The sequence below is a fragment of the Phytohabitans sp. LZ39 genome, from assembly GCF_059359075.1.
Genome location: NZ_JCADBM010000035.1, coordinates 1 through 21,773 on the forward strand (window position 1 = coordinate 1; position 21,773 = coordinate 21,773).

Genomic DNA, 21,773 nt, shown 5'->3' on the forward strand with positions numbered 1-21,773 from the left:
ACGGTGGGGCACGAGGACCTCCCTCGGATGGTGCGGCTGTTGTGGTAGCTCCACACCTACCGAGGAGGTCCTCACCCTTTCAAGATCCCCGTGTCACCAACGTCCGTGGGCAGTACACCTAGATCTCGACGTTTCCTACCTGAACCTGCTGACGCCGCGTCACAGACGGTGGCCGGCGAGGCCGGCCCACCCTGTGCGGGGGTGACCAACAGCGGACGGGTGGGGCCGCGGGAGCAGCGGTCCGGACCACCGCGGACATCGCGGTAGCTCAATGTCTCCGTCTTTGAAGTGTGATCCTCCCGGGCCCGACGACCTCGGCGAGATTTAGAAGAACAGCCCCCGGCGTTGAGCTGACTGGCGGAGCCACGCGTCCAGTTGGCCGGCCCAATCGGCCTGCTCGGCCCCCGCGTAGTCGACCGTGAAGCGGCCGAACGCGTCCTGGCCCTCGGTGAAGAGGCCGCCGCGCTTGTCGAGCTCCAGCACGACCTGTAGCTGGTGCGGCGTGGGCAGGAAGGTGACCTCGAGCTGGTTGAAGGCGCGCGCGTATTGGGGCGCCGGGTAGAACTCGATCTCCTGGTAGAACGGCAGCGACTGCTGCACGCCGCGGATGCGGCCGCGCTCGACGTCGGCCTTGCTGAAGCGGAAACCCAGCCTGAGCAGGGCGTCGAGGATGCGTTCCTGGGCGGGCAGCGGGTGCACGGCCACGGCATCGAGGTCGCCCTTGTCGACCGAGCGGGCCACCTCGAGCTCGGTGCGCAGGCCCATGGTCATGCCGTGCAGGTGCTGCCCGTAGAGCTCGGTGATCGGGGTCTCCCACGGCACGTCGAAGCGGAACGGCACGTCGTGGCGGCCGCCCGGGTTGAGCCGGAACGAGCCGGTCAGCCGCTGGCGGTGGAACTCCTGGGTCGTGTCGTACTCCGAGTCGCCGCTCTCCACCTCTACGCGCGTGACCAGCCCGACGGCCACGTACTCGATGTCGACCGCGTGGTCGCCACCGACCACGTGCACCTGACCCTCCAGGTAGCCGCCCGGCCGGCAGTTGGGGTTGCTGAGCACCGTCTCGACCGACGGGCCTCCCACACCCATCGCCTGCAACATGCGCTTGAAGACCACGTCGTCCTCCCGGATCGGGGGTTGGAGCTATCGCAACTCCAGCACACTAACTCCAGGCAGCAACCGCCGACATTTCCCCTAAAAGGTGTACCCCGGGCTAATCAACTACCGGATTAGTGCCACGGAGCGTCCGCCTCACTCCCGCTTCACGCCCCGACCGCCAAGCTTTTCTCACCAGCGCCACTCGGGCAGCTGGGACGCGTGCCATCTGTCGACGCGGGGAGGCGACTAAAGGTGGTCCTGCAAATGAACGACAACGAGCTCACCCTCGATGCCGACCTCGACGCCACCGACGAGCGGGGAGTGTCGGCCGACCTGGTCCGGGCGTATCTGAACGGTATCGGTCGGACCAAGCTGCTCACCGCCGTTCAGGAGGTCGAGCTGGCCAAGCGCATCGAGGCGGGGCTCTTCGCCGAGGAGAAGCTCGCGGACGCGACGCTCTCGCCGGCCATACGGGAAGACCTGGCGACCGTCGCTGTCGAGGGTCGCGCGGCAAAGGACCACCTGCTCGAGGCCAACCTGCGGCTGGTGGTCAGCATCGCCAAGCGGTACACCGGCCGTGGCATGGCCTTCCTCGACCTCATCCAAGAGGGCAACCTCGGCCTCATCCGCGCCGTCGAAAAGTTCGACTACACCAAGGGCTACAAGTTCTCCACCTACGCCACCTGGTGGATCCGCCAAGCCATCACCCGCGCCATGGCCGACCAGGCCCGCACCATCCGCATCCCGGTGCACATGGTGGAGCAGGTCAACCGCATGGTGCGCGCCCGCCGCGACCTCAGCACCACGCTCGGCCGCGAGCCCACGATCGCCGAGGTGGCCAAGGCGATGGGCGTGCCGGAGTTCCAGGTGATCGAGCTGATCTCGTACGACCGCGAGCCGGTCAGCCTCGACCAGGCCGTGGGTGAAGACGGCGAGAGCGCGCTCGGCGACTTCGTCGCCGGTGTCGACCCGCGCGCGGAGCCGGCCGACAGCGTCGCGCAGGGCGAGCTGCGCAGCGAGGTCGAGATCGTGCTCGCCACGCTCTCCCAGCGGGAGCAGGCGGTCATCCGCCTCCGCTTCGGCCTCGACGACGGCCGCCAGCGCACGCTCGACGAGGTGGGCCGCGAGTTCGGCCTCTCCCGCGAGCGGATCCGCCAGATCGAGAAGGTCACCCTGCTCAAGCTCCGCCACCCGTCCCGGGCCAAGCGCCTGGAGGCGTACGCCAGCTAGGGCCGGCAGATCACTTCGCCGTGGAGGATGGCAAACCAGCCGTCCTCCACGGCGCCCCATTTCCGCCAGCCTTCCTCGATGTGGTCCAGCTTGCTTTGCGGGTACCCGGCCGCGAGCGCCTGGGTGGCGATGGCCGAGTGCGTGATCCGCTCCGCCCACATGCCGCTCCACCAGGCCCGGTCCTCGTCCGAGGCGAAGCACCACACCGACGCCGTCGCGGTGATGTCGGCGAAGCCGGCCTGCCGCGCCCACGCGTGCAGCCGCCGCCCCGCGTCCGGCTCACCGCCGTTGCGCCGGGCCACGTCGCGGTAGAGGGCCAGCCAGGTGTCCAGCTCGGGCGTCTCGGGATACCAGGTCATCGCCGCGTAGTCGGAGTCGCGCGCGGCCACGATCCCGCCCGGTCGGCACACCCGGCGCATCTCGCGGAGCGCGGCCACCGGGTCCTCCACGTGCTGGAGCACCTGGTGGGCGTGCACGACGTCGAACGACGCGTCCGGGAAGTCGAGCGCGTGCACGTCGGCCACCGCGAACTCGACGCCGGCTGGGCCGGCCGCCCGGCGGGCCTCCTCCAGCGCCGCCTCGGACGTGTCGACCGCGGTCACCCGGCCGGGCGCGACGAGCCTCGCCAGGTCGGCCGTGATCGTGCCCGGGCCGCACCCCACGTCGAGCACGTCCAGGCCGGGCGCAAGGTGGCCGAGCAGGTAGGCCGCGGAGTTTTCCGCCGTGCGCCACCGGTGCGATCGCAGGACCGACTCGTGATGCCCGTGCGTGTACGTCGCCATGACCCGCACGCTAACGCCGGCCGCCCACGATATGGGAGCCCTATCCCAGTATCAGAGACGGCGCGGTGCGGTGTCGGGGCGGTCGGTGGGTGGGCCGAGCACCAGCTCGGCGTGCAACACCGACAGCCCGTCGGCGCGCGCCAGCACCGGGTTGAGCCGCAGCTCGCGCACCTCGGGGCGCTCGTCGGCCAGCCGCCCCACCCGGATCAGCAGCTGGGCCAGTGCCTCCCGGTCGACCCGCTCGGCGCCCCGGTAGCCGCGCAGCAGCGGCGCCGCCCGCGGCTCGTCGACCATCGCGGCGGCCTCGCGGTCGGTCAGCGGGGCCGGCCGCCACACCCGGTCGCCGAGCAGTTCGGTGGCCACGCCGCCCAACCCGAAGCCCACCACCGGCCCGAAGGCCGGATCCTCCACCAGCTCGACCACGCAGGCCACGCCCGCCGGGACCATCGCCTGCACCAGCACGCCCGGTCCGAAGTTGCCGGCCATCTCCGTGTAGGCCCGCGCGACGGCTGACTCGTCGGTCAGGTCGAGGCGGACCGCGCCGAGGTCGAGCCGGTGGCGCAGCGCCTCGCCGGCCGACTTGAGCGCCACCGGGTAGCCGAGCCGGTCGGCCGCCGCGACCGCCTCCTCCGCCGACTCGGCCGGCAGCGAGGGGACGACGTCGATGCCGTACGCGGTAAGGACGTCGAACGAGTCCACTGTGGCCACTTCGGGGACAGTCCCGGGTGGACGGCGCAGCCAGTCGGCGTACCCGGAGACGCGCGCGAGGGCCCGCACCGCCTCTTCCACCGACGGGTAGGCCGGCACGCCGGCCGGCATCTTGTCCACAAGGGACGTGACGACGGTCGGCTTGTCACCGGCCAGCGCCACGCTCGCCAAGGCGGTGGCGAAGTCGGCGTCCTCATCGGACAGCTGGCCCGGCACGGGCGGCGCGAAGACCACGACGAGCGCGTCCGCTCCCCCGTCGGTGGACGCCTCGGCAAGCGCGTCGCCGAACTCGTTCGCGCCGGCCTGGGGCGGCACGTGCCGCGGGTACCCCTCGGCCACGGCCAGCCCGCCGTCCGCGCAGGCGGCCGCGGCGAGGCGGGTGAGCGCGGTGGAGTTGCCCACGATGCCCACCCGCCGGCCGGCCGGCAGCGGCTGGTGCGCCAGCAGCACGCCGACGTCGAAGAGCTCGGCCACCGTGTCGACCCGGATCACGCCGGCGTGCGCGAAGAGCGCGGCCACCCCGTCGCGGTCTGGCCCGGTGGCCGGATCGCGCCGGTCGCCCGGCGAGCGCGACCGGGAGAGCCCGCGGGCGGCTGAGGCGACCGCGACGATGGGCTTGGTGCGGCCGATCCGGCGGGCCAGCCGGGCGAACTTGCGCGGGTTGCCGAAGCTCTCCAGGTACAGCAGGATCACGTCGGTCGCCGGGTCGTCCTCCCAGTACTGGAGCAGGTCGTTGCCGGAGACGTCGGCGCGGTTGCCGGCCGAGACGAAGCTCGACAGCCCCAGCCCGCGCCGGTCCGCCTCGGCGAGAAGCGCGACGCCCAGCGCGCCCGACTGGCTGAAGAAGCCGGCGCGGCCGGGCAGCGGGAGGCGCGGGGAGAGGGTGGCGTTGAGGCGTACCCCGTCGTGGGTGTTGGCCACGCCGAGGCAGTTGGGGCCGACGACCCGCATGCCCGCCGCGTGCGCCGCCCGGGTGAGCTCGCGCTCGGCGGCGGCGCCGGCCTCGGTGTCCGTCTCGGCGAAGCCGGCCGAGACCACGACGAGCCCGTGCACGCCGGCGGCGGCCGCGTCGTCGACCACGCCGGGCACCGCCTCCGGCGGCACCGCCACCACGGCGAGGTCGATGCCCTCGGCCAGGCGCGCCGAGCGCAGGGCGGGCAGGCCGCCCACCGCACCGGCGCTGGGGTGGATCGGGTGGATCGGACCGGTGAAGCCACCGTCGCGCAGGTGGCCGAGAATCGCCGCGCCGATGCCGTGGCCGCTCGCGCTCGCGCCGTACACGGCGACACCGCGCGGGCTGAGCAGGCGGGCGATCGAGCGCGCCTCGGCCCGCTGCTCCCGCCGCCACTGCACCTCGAGCGACTGCTCGGTCAGCGCGATCGGGAACGTGAGATGGACGACGCCGTCCGCGTACTGGCGCTGGATCTGGTAGCCGGCGTCGGCGAAGACCCGCAGCATGGTGGAGTTTTCCGGCAGCACCTCGGCCACGAACCGGCTCACGCCGGCATCCCGCGCCGCGGCGGCCAAGTGCTCCAGCAGCACCGACCCGACGCCGCGCCCCTGGTAGGCGTCCTCTACGACGAGCGCCACCTCGGCCTCGGCCGCCTCCGGCCCCAGCCGCTCGTAGCGACCGACCGCGAGGATCCGGCCGCCGGTCTCGATGACGAAGGCCTCGCGGGCGTGGTGGTCGACGTTGACGAAGCGCTGGAGGTCGCGCTCGGGGATCCGCGGGTAGGGCGAGAAGTAGCGCAGGTAGCGGGTGCGCTCGGAGAAGCGCGAGTGCATCGCGACGATCCCGGCCGCGTCCTCCGGCCGGATCTGGCGCAGGTGGACGGTCGAGCCGTCACTCAGCAACACGTCGGCCGACCGGTCCCGGATCACGCCTCCATCATCGCCTCGCCGGCCGCCGCGGGCTCGACTATCGCGGGCGGGAAGTCGTCACACCGTTCTTTAGAGACCTTTCGGGGTCAGGGTCGCCGCTCGTCGTGGCGTTGCTTCAAGGCAAATTTGCCCACGTCCGCGTCAGCGGCGGACCGTATGCTCCCGCGGGCACCGCTCCCGGCCGGCGGCTCGCAGCGCTCGCCGAAACCCCCGGCCGTCCACTGCCAGCTCCGCGAGACAAGCCCGAGCGGGTCTACGCGGCCCCACCCGCGCCACCCTGACGCAACGTAACCAGCCAAACGGACCAGACTTCGAGATCTCGAACCTCGCGCCGCTCACACCCTCGTGGCCGTTACACGCGGCGACGACAACCCCCTTTCCTCCCGCCGGTTGCGCGCAGGGGTGAGCGCGACCAACGGCGGACGGGTGAGGCCGCGGGAGCAACGGTCCGGACCACGACGGACGTCGCGGTAGCTCAAATCTCTGTCTAAACAAGGGGATTCGGGCGGTGGCCACAAACGTTGGGCCACCGCACTAGTCGCGCGGGTCGTGCGGGTCGAGGCCGTGGAGGGGGAAGACGGCCTTGCGCGTGGCCATGATGGCGCGGTCGACGGCGTCGGGCTCGCTCTCCGGCTGCCACGGCCGGTGTGACACGTCGGCGTCGTCGGTCATCCGCAGCGGCACCTCACGCTGCGGGCGGCGGCGCTTGGCCAGTGCGCGCCAGCCCAGCGGGGTGAGGGTCGCCGGCTCGATCGGGTCGCCCGTGGCGGCCGCGAGCAGGTGGGTCCAGGTCCGCGGGACGACCTCGACGAGCGCGTACCCGCCGCCGCCCGTCGCGATCCACCGGCCCTCGCACAGCTCGTCGGCCAGGGCGCGCAGGGCCAGGTGGGCGGCCCGCTGCCCGTCGACCGACAGGCGCAGGTCGGCGAGCGGGTCGAGGCGGTGGCTGTCGGCGCCGCACTGGGTGAAGAGCACCTGCGGCCGGAACGCGCGCAGCACGGACGGCACCACCGCGTGAAACGCGCGCAGCCAGCCAGTGTCGGCGGTGCCGGGCGGGAGCGCGACGTTGACCGACGTGCCCTCGGCGCCCTCGCCGCCGGTCTCCTCCGGGAAGCCGGTGCCGGGAAACAGCGCGAGCGGCGTCTCGTGCAGGCTGACCGTGAGCACCCGCGGGTCGTCGTAGAAGATCGTCTGCACGCCGTCGCCGTGGTGCACGTCGATGTCGACGTACGCGACGCGTTCGGCGCCCAGGTCGAGCATCCGGGCGATGGCGACGGCCGGGTCGTTGTACACGCAGAAGCCAGCCGCCCGCGCGGGCATCGCGTGGTGCAGCCCGCCGGCGACGTTGACCGCCCGCCGCACCTCGCCGCGCCACACCGCCTCGGCGGCCGCGAGGGTGGCGCCGCAGACCAGCGCGCTCGCCTCGTGCATGCCGTCGAAGACGGGGTTGTCCGGTGTGTTGAGCCCCCAGCCGGAGAAGAACGGGTCGTCCGGCGCGGCGCGGACCGCCTCGATGTAGTCGGCCCGGTGCACGCGGGTGAGCGCGGCGTCGTCGGCCGGCTTGGGCGCCACCACACGCACTCCCGGGCGGTCGAGGACGCCCAGCTCGCGGGCGAGTGCGATGGTCAGCTCGACGCGGACGGGGTCGAGCGGGTGGTCGCCCATGTCGTACGCCAGCAGCGCCTCGTCCCACACCACCAGAGCGCCGTGCACTCCGCCTACCGACGCTCCGTCGCTCGGCGCTCGTCCGCCGTCGTGGCCCAGGCCCGTAGCCTCACGACTCCCGCTCATCGGCTCATCGTCGCACGCGGAGCAGGACCGGCACGCCGTGGCGCGGACGGAGCGTGATCAACGGCTGCGGCACGACCGGGCCCGCGGGGGCGAGCACCCAGCGGGCGCAGACGGCCTCGGTGACGCGGGTCGCCTCCAGCTCGGCGAACTCGTTGCCCACGCACTGCCGGGGCCCGCTGCCGAACGGGAAGTACGCGTATCGCTCCGGCGGCGGGCCGTCCAGCCACCGCTCGGGGAGGAAGCGCTCCGGCTCGGGCCACCACGCCGGGTCGCGGTGCATCACCCAGGGGCTGAGGATGAGCGTCGCGCCGGCCGGCAGCCGCCGACCGCCCACCTCGCGCGCCTCGACGAGGTGGCGCCAAATCGCCCACGCCGGCGGGTAGAGGCGCAGCGACTCGCGCACCACCGCCGCCGTGAACGCCCGGTCGCCGCCCGCGATCCGCTCCTGCGCCGCCGGGTCGTGCGACAGCAGCGCGAACGTCCACGCCAGCGCGTTCGCCGTGGTCTCGTGCCCGGCCAGCAGCAGGGTCAGCGCCTCGTCGCGGATCAGCCGGTCGGGCATGCCGGTGGCGAGCAACAGGCTGAGCAGGTCGCGCGGTGAGCCGGCCGCGCTCGCTTCGCTCGCTGGGCTCCTCGGATCGGAGCTTGCCACGCCCGGCTCGGCACGCCGGGCCTCGATCAACCCATAGACCACGGCATCGACCGCCGCGCTGTCCGCGCGCCACCGCCGGGTCGCCGGCAATGGCAGCCGGTCCAGGAGGGTACCGCCGGGAAGGATCTCGCGGCGAAGAGCCCGCTGGTTGCGGGCGAGCGCGCGGCTGACCGTGGTGACCGCGGCGTCGCCGACCTCGGCGTCGAAGACCGTGCGCGCGACGATCGCGAGCGTCAGCGCGGTCATGTCGCGGTGCACGTCGCGCACCTCGCCGTCGCGCCACCCGGCGGCCGCCGCCCCGGCCAGCGCGGTGAACGTCTCCGCGTATCCGGCCACGGCCTCCCGGTGGAACAGCGGCTGCACCAGCCGCCGCTGCTGGCGGTGCAGGTCGGGCGGGCTGGTCAGCAGGCCGTCGCCGAGCACCCGCTTGAGCGGCTCGCGGCCGCGGCGGCCCACGCCCTTCGCGTACTCCCGCTGGGTGCGGGTCAGCGCCTCCTGGATGGCGGCGGGATCGCTGACCAGGTAGACGCGGGCGCCGGGCACCCCCAGCCGGGCCACGGTGCCCCGGCGCCGGGCCCGCGCGAGGAGCGCCAGCGGGTTCAGGCCACGGGGCGGTCGGGGTCCGTGATCCACTCGCTCCACGACCCCACATAGAGCGCGGCGTCGGTGCGGCCAGCCAGGTTGAGCGCGAGCACGGTGTGCGCCGCGGTCACCCCGGAGCCGCAGTACGCGCCGACGCGCACCCCGTCGTCGACACCGACCTCGGCGAACCGGGACCGGAGGGCATCGGCGTCGCGCAGCCGGCCGTCGGCCTCCACATGGTCGGTGGTCGGGAGGTTGACCGCGCCGGGGATGTGGCCGGCGACCGGGTCGATCGGCTCGACCTCGCCCCGGTAGCGCGGCGCCGCCCGCACGTCGACCAGCACGCCCTCGCTGGCCAGGCGGCCAGCCTGCGCCGCGTCGAGCACCGGCATGCCGCCCGGCCGCACGGTGAAGTCGCCCGGCTCGGGCTCGGGCAGCTCGGCGGTGACCGGCAGACCGGCCGCCACCCAGGCCGGGAACCCGCCGTCGAGCACCCGCACCGACTCGTGCCCCGCCCAGCGCAGCGTCCACCAGGCGCGGGCGGCGGGGACGCCGTCGCCGAGGTCGTACACGACGACGGGGTGACCGGCCCGCACGCCGGCGGCCCGCAGCACGCGCTGGAGGTCGTCGGGGTCGGGCAGCGGGTGGCGTCCGCCCTTGCCGGGCGGGCCGCAGAGGTCGGCGTCGAGGTCGAGGAAGACGGCACCGGGAAGATGCCCGGCCGTGTAGTCGTCGCGGCCGGGCGGGCCGGCGAGCCGCCAGCGCACGTCGAGAAGCGTCGGTGTTTCCAGCGTGCTGAGCTTGCTCAGCTCGCTCGCGAGCTCGGAGGGGTGCACGATAAAGTCTTCGCGTACGGCCACGCGGTCCAGTCAACCACCGCCAGGCTGCTACTGCGGGACAGGCCGCGCCGTCTCGCAGGGGTAGCATGTGCGAGGGAGGGCTGCGCCGTGAACGACTTGGTCGATACCACCGAAATGTATTTGAAGACCATCCTCGAGCTCGAAGAGGAGGGTGTGCCGCCGCTGCGTGCGCGCATCGCCGAGCGGCTGCACCAGAGCGGCCCCACCGTCAGCCAGACGGTCGCCCGCATGGAGCGCGACGGTCTGCTCACCGTGGAGGGCGACCGGCACCTGCTGCTCACCGACTCCGGTCGGGCCCACGCCGTGTCCGTCATGCGCAAGCACCGCCTGGCCGAGCTCCTCCTGGTCAACGTGATCGGCATGCCTTACGAGGATGCCCACGAGGAGGCCTGCCGGTGGGAGCACGTGATGAGCGACACGGTGGAAAAGAAGGTCTACGAGCTGCTCAACCGCCCCACCCGCTCGCCGTACGGCAACCCCATCCCCGGCCTCGACGCGCTCGGCAACGGCGCGACCCCGGCCGCCGGTGGTGAAGACGGCGGCGAGCGCAACCTCGCGTTCCCCGGCCTCGTCGGCCAGGTGGTGGTGCGGCGCATCTGCGAGAGCGTCCAAACCGACGCCGACGTGCTCCGCCAGCTGCACGCGGCGGGCGTCGACCCGGGCGTGACGGTCACCGTCGCACAGGAGCGCGACGGCGTGACGATCGACCGCTCCGGCGACAAGGTCCGCCTCCCCCGCGAGGTGGCGTCCCGCGTCTTCGTCGCCGCCCGCTAACCCGACCTTCTTCCGCCTCGTCCGAGAAGATCCATTTCAAAGCCGGAGATGAGGAGGGCTCCCGTATACCCGTCCAGACGGTGATACGGCTGCCCTATTGGGGGGCTCGGGGCGAGCCGCCGGGGTTGGGCTTGTCGCGCGGACGTGGCAGCGGGGGGCGGGGATTTCGGCTCGCTCTGCGAGCCGCCGGCCGCCGCGGTCTCCGGCGGGAGCGGCGGTCTCCAGCTGACGCGGCCCGGGAAATTTGCTCTATACGCTTGTCTGGTTGATTTCCTTCGCGAGGGCGATGAGCTTGGGGGCGAGCGCGTCCGCGGCCGACTTGGGATCGCCGGGCGCGGATGTGTAGCGGAGGACGATCAGGCGCGCGTCGGCGGTCAGCCAGCCGACCTCGACGCCCGGGCCGGCGCTGCCGCCGGCGCCCCGGATCTGGCGGTAGGCGGCCTTGCCCAGGCCGCTGACGGCCGCGCCGCCCTCGGGGATCAGCTCCTCTTTGAAGACCTCGGCGTCGGCCTGCGTCACCGTCACCGACAGCACCAGGTCGGGGCGGGGCGCGCCCATCGACTGCACCGCGCAGGTGTAGGTCTTGTCGACCTTCTGCGCGGCGGCGATGTCGAACTTGACGCCGACGATCCGCTCGATCAGCACGTAGTCGAGCAGCTGGCACACGCCACCCGCGGCGGCCGCGGGGATGTCGGGCGCCACCGGCGGCGGCGCGGGCGGTGTGTCGGCGGACGCCTCCGTGCCACAGCCGGCGAGGAGCAGCAGCAATAGGCTCGCGCCGAAGCGTCGCGCACGGGTCCGCACGGGTGTGGCCCTCCTGGTTCGCGGCAGCCTTGCCGGTACCGGGTCAAAGTTCGTGGGCCACGATAGGGCCTCAGGCGGCGGCAGGAAAGCCCGGAAGGTGCGACACGATGTGTTTTGCGATCTCGAGGGAGCTGGTGGCGGCGGGCGAGGGGGCGTTGAGCACGTGTACCTGCCGCTCGCGCGCCACGATCAGGAAGTCGTCGACAAGCGCACCGTCCGGCGCGATCGCCTGCGCCCGCACACCCGCCTCCGTGCGCACCAGGTCGCCCTCGCCGACCTCCGGCACCAGGCGCGCCAGGCTCTGCGCGAAGCGGCGCCTGGACAGTGAGCGGCGCACCTCGGTCAGGCCGTAGCCGAGGTGGCGCCGGGCCAGCCGCCACAGTCCGGAGTAGGCGGCGAAGTCGGCGATGTCGCGCGGGTTGACCCTGCGCCACGTGTAGCCCTCGCGGGCGAGCGCGAGCACCGCGTTCGGTCCAGCGTGGACGGTGCCGTCGACCATGCGGGTCAGGTGCACGCCGAGAAACGGGAACTGCGGGTCGGGCACCGGGTAGATCAGGCCGCGCACGAGGTCGCGCCGCTCGGGGCGAAGCTCGTAGTACTCGCCGCGGAACGGGATGATGCGCGCCGGCGGGTCCACCCCGGCCAGCCGCGCCACCCGGTCGGCGTGCAGGCCGGCGCAGTTGACGAGCACGTCCGCGCGCACGTCGCCCACCGTCGTCTCGATGATCTGCCGGTCGTCGCGGGCGACGATGCCGGTCACCTTGGCGCCGAAGCGCACCTCGGCACCCGCCTTCTCGGCGAGCGCGGCGAGGGTCTCGCACACCGCGGCGAAGTCGGCGATGCCGGTCGAGGCCACGTGGAGGGCCTGGACGCAGTTGACGTGCGGCTCGTACTCCGCGGCCTCCTCCTTGCCGATCAGCTTGACCGGGAGGCCGTTGGCGGCGGCACGCTCGTGCAGCGCGCGCAGGCGGGGCAGCTCCTCCTCGCTGGTGGCGACGATCAGCTTGCCGCACACCTCGTGGCGGATGCCGTGCTCGGCACAGAACTCCACCATCGACCGCGAACCAGCCCGGCAGAGGGTCGCCTTGAGGCTGCCCGGCTTGTAGTAGACGCCCGCGTGGATCACGCCGGAGTTGTGGCCGGTCTGGTGGGTGGCGACCCGCTCCTCCTTCTCCAGGACGGTCACCTGCGCGTCCGGGAAATCCTGGGTGATCCGGTGCGCGACCGCGAGGCCCACGATCCCGGCCCCCACCACGACAAACTTCGCCATGGCGGGACAGTAGCGCGGGTTGCCGATCTACGGACTGTCGACGTACGGACAGTGGCGGCAGCCGCGGCCGCAGCAGGTGCCGCGCTTGGCGTGGAAGCTCGCCGTGAGCACGAAGAGGCCGGTGTCCGGGTCGAGGTACCCCGCCTCGTCCGCGGCGAGGGCGGCGTCGTGCGCGGCGATGATCTCGTCGTGGCGGGGGTGGTCGAGGGGTAGGCGGGACGGGTGGGGCTCGTGCAAGGGTCGGGGCGCGAGCCGGTCCACGCCCCGACCCTATCGTTCGGTTTCAGCCGCCGACCGGCTCAGGCTCGGCCGCCTCGGTCCGCTCGGCCTTCGTGGGCCGCTCGGTCTTTTGAGGCCGCCCGGCCACCTCGGACCGCCCGGCCGCCTCGGGCCGCCCAGCCGCCTCGGGCCGCCCGGCGGCGTCGGGCCGCTCGGCCGGCTTCAGCTGCTCGGTCGCCGCTGGTGTGTCTTCCGTTGCCACCAGGATCGCGACCGCGGCCAGCAGCACCACCGTGCCGGCCACAGCGGCGCCGGAGAGCCGCTCCCCCAGCAGCGCCACCGCGATCCCGGCCGCCACCACCGGCTCCAGCAACGTCACGACCGAGGCGGTCGCCGCGCGCACGTGGGCCAGGCCGGCGAAGAAGAGGCCGTAAGCGAGCGCGCTCGGCACCGCCCCCAGGTAGAGCAGCGAACCGATCGTGCCCGCCGTGTAGGCACCGCCCAGCCCTTCCACGAGCGCGAACGGCAGGAGGCACACCCCGCCGACCACGAAGCCGGCGAGCGCCGTGTCGTAAGGCTGCCCGCCGGTACCCCGGGCGCGGGTCAGGAGGGTGACCACCGCGTAGCCGGCGGCGGAGAGGAGGGCCAGGCCGATGCCGAGCGCCGGCCGGGTGCCGGCGCTGCCTGAGCCGCCGGTCAGCAAGACCAGGCCGGCGAGCGCGAGCGCGACGGCGACCGTGCCGGCGCGGCCGATGCGCTCGCCCATCGTGACCCGCGCCCCGAACGCGATCAGCACCGGGCCGGCGCCCAGCGTGACGACCGTGCCGACGGCGAGGCCGATGTGCGCGATCGCACCGTAGTACGCGCTCTGGTAGACGGCCAGCCCCACCCCGATGGCGGCGAGCCGCCCCCAGCCCCGGCGCGACCGGACGAAACGACGCGGGAGGAGCGTGCGGCGCCGGACCGCGAGGGCCGCGCCCAGGACCATGACGCCGATGGTCATTCGCCACCACGACACGGCGATCGGGCCGAGGCCGCTGTCCTGGTAGAGAAGGGCGGCCACGGCTCCACCCGTACCCCAGGCGGCCGCGGCGATGACGATGAAGAAGACGGGCATGCGAAGACTCCACTGTGGATGGCTGACGAGGACCGCTGGGAATGCGGGCGGCAGCCATCGACCGCGGGACCGTCTAGCCGGTCCGGCGGTGGGGGCTCAGTGAAGGACCCGCCCGCGCTTAGCGGACGGGAGGGGGAAGCACGCCAAGATGCACGGCGACAAACCTAGCCGGTGTCCGCGGAAACGTCGCGCTAATTCCTGCCACTGGCTGTCAGTCACCACCCCGGATGATGCCTCCATGAATGACTTCGACTTCTTCACCGGCACCTGGGACGTTGCCAACCGCTACCTGACGAAGCGGCTGGCCGGCAGCGACGAGTGGGAGGAGTTCCCCGGGCGCTCGGTGGCGCACACGTTCTTCGACGGCGCCGGCAACTTCGACGAGATCACCTTCCCCACGAAGGGCTGGCGCGGCGCCACCGCCCGCGTCTACGACCTGGACACGGAGATGTGGTCGCTCTACTGGATGAGCAGCCGCACCGGCCGCATGGACCCGCCGGTGACGGGGCGCTTCGTGGACGGGGTGGGCGAGTTCATGGGCACGGACATGTTCGAGGGGCGGCCGGTGAAGGTGCGCTTCGTCTGGTCCGAGATCACGGGTGACGCGGCGCACTGGCAGCAGGCCTTCTCCCTGGACGGCAAGGAGTGGGAGACCAACTGGCACATGTACTTCACCCGCACCGCCTGAAACGCGTGATGGCCGCCCCGGCCGGGGCGGCCATCACGTCAGAGAGCGATCAGCTACAGCCGCTCGTGGAGCCGCAGCCCTCGCAGACGTAGCAGCTGCCCGCCGGCCGCATCTTGGTGCCGCAGGTGAAGCAGAGCGGCGCGTCGGCCGCCTTGCCGATCACGGCCTCCAGCAGCTCCGTCGACGAGCCCACGTTAGGCGCCGGCTTGGCCGCCGCCACCTCGTCGGAGACGGACGCCGGCGGCGGGACCGGGGCCGACACCGGCGCGGACTGGGCCATGCCGGCCAGGTCGATCGTGCCCTCGGCCTCGGCCGCGATCTGGGCGGCGCGCTCCTTGGCGGTGAAGATGCCCAGCTCGGCCCGGCGCTCGTAGGACAGGAAGTCGAGCGCCAGCCGCCGGAAGATGTAGTCCATCACCGAGGCGGCCATGCGGATGTCCGGGTCGTCGGTCATGCCCGCCGGCTCGAAGCGCATGTTGGTGAACTTGCTGACGAACGTCTCCAGCGGCACGCCGTACTGGAGGCCGATGGAGATCGCCACCGAGAAGGCGTCCATCACGCCGGCCAGCGTCGAGCCCTGCTTGGACATCTTGAGGAAGACCTCGCCGAGGCCGTCGTCCGGGTAGGACGAGGCGGTGAGGTAGCCCTCGGCCCCGCCGACCGAGAACGAGACCGTCTCCGAGGGGCGCTTCTTCGGCAGCCGCTTGCGGATCGGCCGGTACTCGACGACCTTCTCCGGCTCCGCGGTGGCGACCTCCGCCTTCTTCGAGCTCGCCGACAGCGGCTGGCCGACCTTGCAGTTGTCGCGGTAGATGGCGAGCGCCTTGAGGCCGAGCTTCCAGCCCTCGTAGTAGATCTGCTCGACATCCTCGACGGTGGCCGACTCGGGCATGTTGACCGTCTTGGAGATGGCGCCGGAGATGAACGGCTGCACCGCCGCCATCATCCGCACGTGGCCCATCGGCGCGATCGAACGCTCGCCCATCGCGCAGTCGAAGACCCCGTAGTGCTCGGTCTTGAGGCCCGGCGCGTCGACCACGTGGCCGTGCTCGGAGATGTGCTCGACGATCGCCTCGACCTGCTCCTCCGGGTAGCCGAGGGAGCGGAGCGCGCGCGGGACCGTCTGGTTGACGATCTGCATCGAGCCGCCGCCGACCAGCTTCTTGAACTTGACCAGCGCCAGGTCGGGCTCCACACCGGTGGTGTCGCAGTCCATCATCAGGCCGATGGTGCCGGTGGGGGCGAGGACCGAGGCCTGCGAGTTGCGCCAGCCGTTTTTGTCGCCGATCTTGTTGCCCTGGGTCCACTGCTTGGTGGCCTCGCGGACGATCGCGGTGGCCACCGGGTGCGACGGCTTGATCTCGTCGTTGGCGGCCGCGTGCTTGCGCATGACCCGCTTGTGCGGCTCGGCGTTGCGCGCGTATCCCTCGTAGGGGCCCACCACGCCGGCGAGCTCGGCCGAGCGGCGGTAGGCGGTGCCGGTCATCAGCGAGGTGATCGCGCCGGCGACCGCGCGGCCACCCTCGGAGTCGTAGGGCAGGCCGGAGGCCATCAGCAGCGCGCCGAGGTTGGCGTAGCCGATGCCGAGCTGGCGGTAGGCCCGGGTGGTGACCCCGATCTTCTCGGTCGGGAAGTCGGCGAAGCAGATCGAGATGTCCATCGCGGTGATCACGAACTCGACCGACCGCACGAACTTCTCCACCTCGAAGCCACCGTCGGCCCGGAGGAACTTCATGAGGTTGAGCGAGGCGAGGTTGCACGAGGAGTTGTCCAGGTGCAGGTACTCCGAGCAGGGGTTGGACGCGGTGATGCGGCCGGTCTCGGGACAGGTGTGCCAGTCGTTGATCGTGTCGTCGTACTGGAGGCCGGGGTCGGCACACTCCCACGCGGCCTGCGCGATCGTGCCGAAGAGCTTTTTGGCGTCGACGGTCTCCACGACCGAGCCGTCGAGGCGGCCGCGCAGGTCGAAGCTGGCGCCCTCGTCGACCGCGCGCATGAACTCGTCGGAGACGCGGACCGAGTTGTTGGCGTTTTGGTATTGCACGCTGACGATGTCGCGGCCGCCGAGGTCCATGTCGAAGCCCGCGTCGCGGAGGGCGCGGATCTTGTCTTCCTCGCGCGCCTTGGTGACCACGAACTCCTCGATGTCCGGGTGGTCGACGTCGAGGATCACCATCTTGGCCGCGCGCCGCGTGGCGCCGCCCGACTTGATCGTGCCGGCGCTCGCGTCGGCGCCGCGCATGAAGCTGACCGGGCCGGACGCGGTGCCGCCGCTGGAGAGCAGCTCCTTGGACGAGCGGATGCGCGACAGGTTGACGCCGGAGCCGGACCCGCCCTTGAAGATCAGGCCCTCCTCCTTGTACCAGTCGAGGATCGAGTCCATCGAGTCGTCGACGGCGAGGATGAAGCAGGCGCTGACCTGCTGCGGCGACGGCGTGCCCACGTTGAACCAGACCGGCGAGTTGAAGCTGAACACCTGGTGCAGCAGCATCCAGGTCAGCTCGTGCTCGAAGATCTCGGCGTCGGCCGGCGTGGCGAAGTAGCCGTGCTGCTCTCCCGCCGCCCGGTAGGTCTTCACCACCCGGTCGATGAGCTGCTTGAGCGACCATTCCCGCTGCGGCGTCCCGACCGCGCCGCGGAAGTACTTGGTCGTCACGATGTTTGCCGCGTTGACGCTCCAGGAGTCGGGGAACTCGACCCCCCGCTGCTCGAAGTTGATCGAGCCGTCGCGCCAGTTGGTCATCACGACGTCACGACGCTCCCAGGCGACCTCGTCATACGGGTGGACACCCTCGCTCGTCCACACCCGCTCGACCTTCAGCCCCCCGGTCGCGCTACGCGTCGCACGCGTCTTTCCTGCGCTCACGCCTTCCCCCGACATAGTCAATGCCCCCTCGGAACCCAAAACCTTAAAGATCAAAAACCCAGAGCCCTATTGGGTACGCCCGCCGGCCGGCTCTGGCACCGGACTGCGACCGCCGCTCTCCGCTCGACCAGCGCCCTCGCGAGCCGCGGCCGCTGCGCGCAGTGTCGCGATCTCCCGCTCGAAGTCGCCCAGTGACTCGAACGACCGGTAGACGCTCGCGAAGCGCAGGTAAGCCACCTCGTCCAGCTCGCGCAGCGGCCCCAGGATGGCCAGGCCCACGTCGTGGCTGGGGATCTCGGCGGCGCCGCGCGCCCGGACGGTCTCCTCGACCTTCTGCGCGAGGAGCGCGATCGCGTCCTCGTCGACCGGCCGACCCTGACACGCCTTGCGCACGCCACCGATGATCTTCGTCCGGCTGAAGGGCTCGGTCACCCCACTGCGCTTGACAACGGCCAACACCGCCTCCTCGACGGTCGTGAACCGCTTGCCGCACTCGGGACACGCCCGGCGGCGGCGGATCAACTGGCCGTCGTCGGCCTCTCGCGAGTCGACGACCCGGGAGTCGGCGTGCCGACAATACGGACAGCGCATCGACACACCTCCCTTCAGCACCCTCAGGCTAGGCGGCACCTACGACAACTTTTCGCGCACGCTGATACCCAGCCGAGCGCCACGGCCTGTGGACACGGCTGTGTATGACGTGTGGGAAAGCTGTGTGGAGCGAAACCCAACCTGTGGACGACTTACACCCTTGTAACTACTACATCTAGGGGTTCGACGTTAGGCCAGCGGACGCTCTGACGCAAGCTCAACGTCATTCCTGCCGCTTGGTGTCGCCGTGTTGTGGATCTCAGGCCGGTTTCGCCGGTGCGTCGGGGCAGGCCGCGGACACGCGACAGCCCCTCGCGTCGAGCGAGGGTGCGCGCGGAGTGGCCGCTGGGTCAGCTGGGGAGCTTGAGCTCCTGGCCGACGTAGACGGTGTAGTCGTCGAGGCCGTTGAGGCGACGGATCTCCTCGATGACCGCCTGGCGGTCGCCCTTGAGGTGGTGGCGCTCGGCGATCGACCAGAGGGTGTCGTCCTGCTGGACGACCGTCGTGACGGCCGGACCGGACGGGTCGGCGGCACGGGAGGCGGTGGCCGCGAGGGTGACCGCGGTGGCGGCGAGCAGCAGGAAGAGCGCGAACACCACGACCCGCCCGCGGCGGGTGAGGCGCAACCGTGGCTTTGCCGCGCCGCGGGTGCCACCCGCACCTCGGGCGGCGGCGCGCGCGCCGTGGACGGCCGTCGCGGCTCGGGCGGGCACCACGCCGGCCGCGGTCGCCAGCGCCAGCACGCCGGGCAGCGCCGGCGCGGGTGGCCGGGCGAGAGTGGGACGCCTGCGCGTCGCACCCATCGTGGCCTGTGCCTCCATCGTCTGCATAGCGGCCCCCATCGATTGACCCGACCCCTGGTCGAACGGCAGTTCGATCGAACGGACGTACGATGGTCTACCAGAACATCTGTGCGATGTCGAGGCCTGACACACGACACGCCGACACGCAGGTCGTACAGATGTTTGAAACTGGCGAATCTTGCCGTTACGGTGAGTCCACCGATCCGGGGCACCGCGGCACTATCCCCACGAAACACGCGGCCGGCCGGGCGACAAGCTATTGGGTGAGCACCACCGCGCACCGCGACGCACCACCGCGAACAGGGAGGACAGACCCGTGCCCACCGACGAGCGAGGCGGACGGCCAGCGCCGACCCAGCAAAAGAGCACCAAGGGCGCGGCGACGACCGCCGGCACGCGGCGGCGCAGCCCGGCCCGGTCCCGCAGCGCCGACGCGCCCCAGTTGCGCGCCGTCACGCCGGTGGTCAGCTCCTTCCCCGATCTGGTGACGGCCGACCTGACCGCACGGCAGCGGCGGATCCTCGAGTTCATCCGCGACTGGGTGGAGCGCTACGGATACCCGCCGAGCGTGCGCGAGATCGGCGAGGCGGTCGGGCTCGTCTCTCCGTCGAGCGTGGCCTACCAGCTGAAGGAGCTGGAGCGAAAGGGCTTCCTGCGCCGCGACCCCAACCGCCCGCGCGCGGTCGACGTGCGGCCGCCCAGCGAGATGCTCGACGACGAGACCGCCCGCGCGGCGCGCCCCACCCCGGCGTACGTGCCGATGCTGGGCCGCATCGCCGCCGGTGGCCCGATCCTCGCCGAGCAGGCCGTGGAAGACGTCTTCCCGCTGCCGCGCGAGCTGGTCGGCGAGGGCGAGGTCTTCATGCTCCAGGTCAAGGGCGACTCGATGGTCGAGGCGGCGATCTGCGACGGCGACTGGGTGGTCGTGCGCCAGCAGCCGACCGCCAACGCCGGCGAGATCGTGGCCGCGATGATCGAGGGCGAGGCGACCGTGAAGACGTATCGCCGCAAAGACGGCCACGTATGGCTGATGCCACAAAACCCAGCCTTCGACCCGATCCCCGGCGACGACGCCACCATCTTGGGCCGCGTAGTGGCCGTCCTCCGCCGCGTGAAGTGAAGTAAGGCGCCGCGAGGCGACAAAATCCCTGCTTTTGTCGCCTCGCGGGCGGGGTCTGGGGGCCGGCCACCATCGGTGACGCGGCGTCAGCAGGCTCAGGTAAGAACTTCGAGATGTAGGACAGTCAGGGTTGATATGGCGCCCTAACTCTCCAAGATCTCGAATCTTGGGCCGCGCACATGGCGACGGCGATTGCTCAGCGCGACGAAGCCCTTGTTTGCGATCTCGCCGCCTCGCCGCCTGTGCGGCGACAGGCATCGTGGACAACCACCCCTCCACCGCGGGCCGCGCATCCGCCAGGCAAAGGGCTCCACGTTTCCCCGGGGCCCCCGCGCGACGGTCTGGACCACGACGGGACGTCGCGGTAGCTCGGATCTGGGCCTTGGGTCAGTAGGGCTCGTCGGGCGGATACATGCCGCCTTGCGGGCGGCCGTAGACGCCGCCCGACGAGTAGCCGCCGCCGACGACCGGTGGGCTCTCCTGCGGCGCCCGGCCCTGGCCGCCGTAGACGTTGCCCCCGCCACCGCCGCCGTAGACGCTGCCGCCGCCACCGCCGCCGTAGACGCCGCCGGACTTGGGGCGGGCCGAACCATAGGTGGTGCCGGCGGGCTGGTAGTCGTCGTCGGGGCGGCCCGAGTGGTAGCCGTCGTCGTAGCCGCCCGGCCGGCGATCCCAGCTCGCCTCGTCGTATCCGAAGCTCTTGTCGACCGGTGCCGCCGCGGCGACGCCCGTGGCGCCGGGCACGGGCTGGCGGCCCATCGTCGGGCCGGAGGGGTCGTCGCGCGGGCCGAGCCCGCCCTTGAGCGCGGGCGGCGCGCCGGGGGCGCGGCGGCGGGCCCGCATGATGCCGAAGACGCCCGCGCCCACCATGATCGCGCCGACCACGCCGATCGCGCCCACCATGTAGGTGATGTCGCCGATCGTCAGGTCGTCGGTCCACGAACGCTCGCTGGCGCCGCTGGCGCCGCCCTGCACCTCGGCCGCGACCGTGTCCTTCGGCTTGCTCTGCGACGGCGTGTACCGGAGCATGTCGTTGCTGGCGTCTTCGCCAAGGTTGCCCAGGTCGGAGACGGTGACGAAGGTCTTGCCGTCGGCGCTGTAGGTGATCGCCTCGCCGAACTGGTCGCTGTCGAGCGCCGTCGCGCGGGGCTCGCCGGTGGTGAGCGCCTTGACCACGTCACCGCCGGCCACGTCGTACTCGAACGCGTCGGCATACGTGCGCAGGACGACCCGGCTGCCGTCGGGCGAGCGGGCGGCGCCGGTGACGGTGAGCCGGCCGACCGCACCGAACGGGTTGTTGGTCTCCGTCTTGGGCAGGGTGACCTCGCCCACCTTCTTGAGCGGGACAGGCGTGTCGTTGTTGGCCTTGAGCGCCGCCGAAGGGCTGTAGAGCTCGGCCTTGCCCGCCGTCTTGGTGATGATGATCGGCGTGTTGTTGGCGCCGATCAGCAGCGCCTCGGCGTCGAAGTGCTTGCCACCCGGGTAGGACACGCGGTGGAGCACCGGCCGCGACCCGCCGCCGATCGGCATATTCCACAAGGCGACGCTGCTGCGCCGCTCGCTCGCCTCGGGGTTGTCACCCGTGTCGGCGATCCACAGCGTCTTGGCGTCGGGTGAGACCGCGAGGTCTTCGGTGTCGCGGGGGCCGTTGCCGGTGTACTGCACGTTTTTGGTGATGCCGCACTTGCCGTCGAGGTAGAAGACCCGCTTGCGGTTGGACGATTCACTGCTGTCGTTGATCGCGATGTATCCGCTGCTCGTGGTCACCAGACCGGACAGCTCGTCGAGCTTGGAATCCTGGATGGTGCAGATCTTCTTACCAGCCGCCAGAGCGGGCGCCGGGAAGGCGGCGAGACCAGTGCCGACCAGGCCCAGCGCAACCACCACCGAGGACACCAAACGACGCATCAGATCAGTGTCGCACGCCGCGCGCATCCCGT

General features: G+C 71.9%; 18 protein-coding genes. 4 read left to right on the plus strand and 14 right to left on the minus strand.

From position 1 onward, the window contains the following. Positions 1-324 precede the first annotated feature (324 nt). Complete coding sequence (locus AC5L36_RS41790; RefSeq protein WP_441224362.1) at positions 325-1,113, minus strand: sporulation protein; 789 nt, start codon at positions 1,111-1,113, stop codon at positions 325-327. 246 nt (positions 1,114-1,359) lie between these two features. Between AC5L36_RS41790 and sigB the strand changes: the two genes are divergently transcribed. Continuing rightward, positions 1,360-2,325, plus strand: coding sequence for an RNA polymerase sigma factor SigB (gene sigB, locus AC5L36_RS41795; protein WP_441224363.1), 966 nt, complete (start codon positions 1,360-1,362; stop codon positions 2,323-2,325). On the opposite strand, the gene AC5L36_RS41800 is transcribed toward sigB, so the two are convergent. The 5 genes from AC5L36_RS41800 to AC5L36_RS41820 form a co-directional block, all read right to left on the minus strand. Next, positions 2,322-3,107, minus strand: a complete 786-nt coding sequence (locus AC5L36_RS41800; protein WP_441224364.1) for a methyltransferase domain-containing protein — start codon at positions 3,105-3,107, stop codon at positions 2,322-2,324. The genes sigB and AC5L36_RS41800 overlap by 4 nt on opposite strands. 51 nt (positions 3,108-3,158) lie before the next feature. Beyond that, positions 3,159-5,696: a bifunctional acetate--CoA ligase family protein/GNAT family N-acetyltransferase gene (locus tag AC5L36_RS41805; RefSeq protein ID WP_441224365.1), complete on the minus strand. Its 2,538-nt coding sequence runs from the start codon at positions 5,694-5,696 to the stop codon at positions 3,159-3,161. A gap of 534 nt (positions 5,697-6,230) precedes the next feature. Then, on the minus strand, positions 6,231-7,361 hold the full coding sequence (locus AC5L36_RS41810) for an acetoin utilization protein AcuC (protein WP_441224422.1): 1,131 nt from the start codon (positions 7,359-7,361) through the stop codon (positions 6,231-6,233). A 130-nt stretch (positions 7,362-7,491) separates the two neighbouring features. Continuing rightward, positions 7,492-8,781 (minus strand): cytochrome P450, encoded by a 1,290-nt coding sequence (locus tag AC5L36_RS41815; protein WP_441224366.1) that lies wholly within the window; start codon positions 8,779-8,781, stop codon positions 7,492-7,494. Further along, positions 8,739-9,581 carry a sulfurtransferase gene (locus AC5L36_RS41820; protein ID WP_441224367.1) on the minus strand — a complete coding sequence of 281 codons (843 nt, stop codon included), beginning with the start codon at positions 9,579-9,581 and terminating at the stop codon, positions 8,739-8,741. The genes AC5L36_RS41815 and AC5L36_RS41820 overlap by 43 nt, the downstream gene beginning before the upstream one ends. A gap of 87 nt (positions 9,582-9,668) precedes the next feature. Between AC5L36_RS41820 and AC5L36_RS41825 the strand changes: the two genes are divergently transcribed. After that, positions 9,669-10,355, plus strand: a complete 687-nt coding sequence (locus AC5L36_RS41825) for an iron-dependent transcriptional repressor DtxR (RefSeq protein ID WP_441224368.1) — start codon at positions 9,669-9,671, stop codon at positions 10,353-10,355. Positions 10,356-10,604: 249 nt separating this feature from the next. On the opposite strand, the gene AC5L36_RS41830 is transcribed toward AC5L36_RS41825, so the two are convergent. The 4 genes from AC5L36_RS41830 to AC5L36_RS41845 all read right to left on the minus strand — a co-directional run bounded on the left by AC5L36_RS41830 (position 10,605) and on the right by AC5L36_RS41845 (position 13,765). Continuing rightward, the gene (locus tag AC5L36_RS41830; RefSeq protein WP_441224369.1) at positions 10,605-11,159 is read right to left on the minus strand and encodes a hypothetical protein; all 555 of its coding nucleotides are present in this window, start codon (positions 11,157-11,159) and stop codon (positions 10,605-10,607) included. 70 nt (positions 11,160-11,229) lie between these two features. Beyond that, complete coding sequence (lhgO, locus tag AC5L36_RS41835; protein ID WP_441224370.1) at positions 11,230-12,429, minus strand: L-2-hydroxyglutarate oxidase; 1,200 nt, start codon at positions 12,427-12,429, stop codon at positions 11,230-11,232. 27 nt (positions 12,430-12,456) lie between these two features. Then, positions 12,457-12,690 (minus strand): C1orf53 family protein, encoded by a 234-nt coding sequence (locus AC5L36_RS41840; RefSeq protein ID WP_441224371.1) that lies wholly within the window; start codon positions 12,688-12,690, stop codon positions 12,457-12,459. A 22-nt stretch (positions 12,691-12,712) separates the two neighbouring features. Then, entirely contained in the window at positions 12,713-13,765 is a 1,053-nt protein-coding gene (locus tag AC5L36_RS41845; protein ID WP_441224372.1) for a DMT family transporter, read from the minus strand. A 238-nt stretch (positions 13,766-14,003) separates the two neighbouring features. On the opposite strand from AC5L36_RS41845, the gene AC5L36_RS41850 reads away from it, so the two are divergent. After that, positions 14,004-14,453 (plus strand): hypothetical protein, encoded by a 450-nt coding sequence (locus tag AC5L36_RS41850; RefSeq protein ID WP_441224373.1) that lies wholly within the window; start codon positions 14,004-14,006, stop codon positions 14,451-14,453. A gap of 49 nt (positions 14,454-14,502) precedes the next feature. Here AC5L36_RS41850 and AC5L36_RS41855 read toward each other — a convergent pair whose 3' ends face one another. From AC5L36_RS41855 to AC5L36_RS41865, 3 genes are all read right to left on the minus strand, one after another. Continuing rightward, positions 14,503-17,334 carry a vitamin B12-dependent ribonucleotide reductase gene (locus tag AC5L36_RS41855; protein ID WP_441224374.1) on the minus strand — a complete coding sequence of 944 codons (2,832 nt, stop codon included), beginning with the start codon at positions 17,332-17,334 and terminating at the stop codon, positions 14,503-14,505. 51 nt (positions 17,335-17,385) lie between these two features. Next, complete coding sequence (nrdR, locus tag AC5L36_RS41860) at positions 17,386-17,910, minus strand: transcriptional regulator NrdR (RefSeq protein WP_441224375.1); 525 nt, start codon at positions 17,908-17,910, stop codon at positions 17,386-17,388. A gap of 350 nt (positions 17,911-18,260) precedes the next feature. Continuing rightward, positions 18,261-18,740 (minus strand): LysM peptidoglycan-binding domain-containing protein, encoded by a 480-nt coding sequence (locus AC5L36_RS41865; protein WP_441224376.1) that lies wholly within the window; start codon positions 18,738-18,740, stop codon positions 18,261-18,263. 289 nt (positions 18,741-19,029) lie between these two features. Here AC5L36_RS41865 and lexA point away from each other — a divergent pair, with 289 nt between their 5' ends. Further along, entirely contained in the window at positions 19,030-19,833 is an 804-nt protein-coding gene (gene lexA, locus AC5L36_RS41870) for a transcriptional repressor LexA (RefSeq protein WP_441224377.1), read from the plus strand. A 387-nt stretch (positions 19,834-20,220) separates the two neighbouring features. On the opposite strand, the gene AC5L36_RS41875 is transcribed toward lexA, so the two are convergent. Continuing rightward, complete coding sequence (locus AC5L36_RS41875) at positions 20,221-21,741, minus strand: hypothetical protein (RefSeq protein ID WP_441224378.1); 1,521 nt, start codon at positions 21,739-21,741, stop codon at positions 20,221-20,223. Positions 21,742-21,773: the final 32 nt, after the last annotated feature.